Source organism: Chenggangzhangella methanolivorans (assembly GCF_042648545.1).
Lineage (GTDB): Bacteria > Pseudomonadota > Alphaproteobacteria > Rhizobiales > Methylopilaceae > Methylopila > Methylopila methanolivorans.
Window position 1 is genome coordinate 1 of record NZ_JBHRXS010000035.1, and the last position, 1,140, is coordinate 1,140.

Consider the following 1,140-nt stretch of genomic DNA (forward strand, 5'->3'; position numbering starts at 1 on the left):
CCTGGCCGTGCTGCTGCTCAGCGGGCTTCAGATCTTCAACGCACATCCCGCGCTCTACTGGGGGCACGTCTCCACCTTCGACACCCCGCTCGTGGCGATGACCGCGACCGAAACGGAGCCGCCGCGAGGCGTCACGACGGCGTTTGGGCAGAGCTTCGACACCACCGGTGTGCTCGGCGCGTCGAAAGACGCCGACGGGGAAATCATCGGCCGTGGCTTTCCCTCATGGGCGACTTTGCCGAGCTACCAAAGCCTCGCGGAGGGGCGGAGCTGGCACTTCTTCTTCGCCTGGCTCTTCGTGCTGAACGGCCTCGTCTATCTCGGCTATGGCGTGGCGAGCGGACAGCTTAGGAAACGGCTGGTCCCATCGGGTGATCAGCTTCGCCATATCGGCGCCAGCGTCATCGAGCACCTGCGCTTCCGCTTCCCGAAAGGCGAAGAGGCGACGCGCTACAACGTGCTGCAGAAGCTGACCTACCTCGTCGTCGTTCTGGGTCTTCTGCCGTTGCAGCTACTCGCCGGCCTTGCTTTGTCGCCCGGCTTCAACGCAGCGGCGCCTTGGGTGATCGACCTCTTCGGAGGCCGGCAGTCAGCCCGCACCATCCATTTCGTTCTCGCCAACCTGCTTGTCCTGTTCGTCCTCATACACGTCGCCATGGTTGTGCTCTCAGGGTTCTGGAACAACGTCCGCGGCATGCTGACGGGCTGGTTCCGGATCGAGCGAACGAACCCGTCGGGAGATCAGGCATGAGCCGCACCCTGAGCCGTCGCGCCGTCCTGCTCGGCGGCTCCGCGGCCGGCGCATCGCTGCTCGCAGGCTGTGACCAGCTTGGGCAGATGCCCTGGGTTCGTCGTACGCTCGAGGCCGGCGAAGACGCCAGCCTCTTCGTCCAGCGGACGATGCTGACGCAGCAGTCGCTCGCCCGGGAATACGCCGAGGCCGACATCTCGCCTTGGTTCAAGCCGAACGGCACGATCGACCCAGTCGACGAGGACTACAAGGCGCTCGTCGCGCGGAACTTCGAGGGTTTTAGGCTCAAGGTCGGCGGCTTGGTGGAGACGCCGCTCGATCTGTCGATCGAGGATCTCCGAAGGCTGCCGTCGCGCACGCAGATCACCCGCCATGACTGCGTGGAGGGA

At 65.0% G+C, this 1,140-nt stretch carries 2 protein-coding genes; both read left to right on the forward strand.

Features of this window, described 5'->3' with window-relative positions; translation table 11 throughout:
- The first annotated feature begins 1 nt into the window (after nucleotide 1).
- On the forward strand, nucleotides 2–751 hold the full coding sequence (locus tag ACFOWB_RS26675) for a cytochrome b/b6 domain-containing protein (RefSeq protein ID WP_378150383.1): 750 nt from the start codon (nucleotides 2–4) through the stop codon (nucleotides 749–751).
- Nucleotides 748–1,140, forward strand: a 393-nt coding sequence (locus ACFOWB_RS26680; protein WP_378150385.1) for a molybdopterin-dependent oxidoreductase, incomplete at its 3' end; no start/stop codon positions are given. The genes ACFOWB_RS26675 and ACFOWB_RS26680, both read left to right, overlap by 4 nt.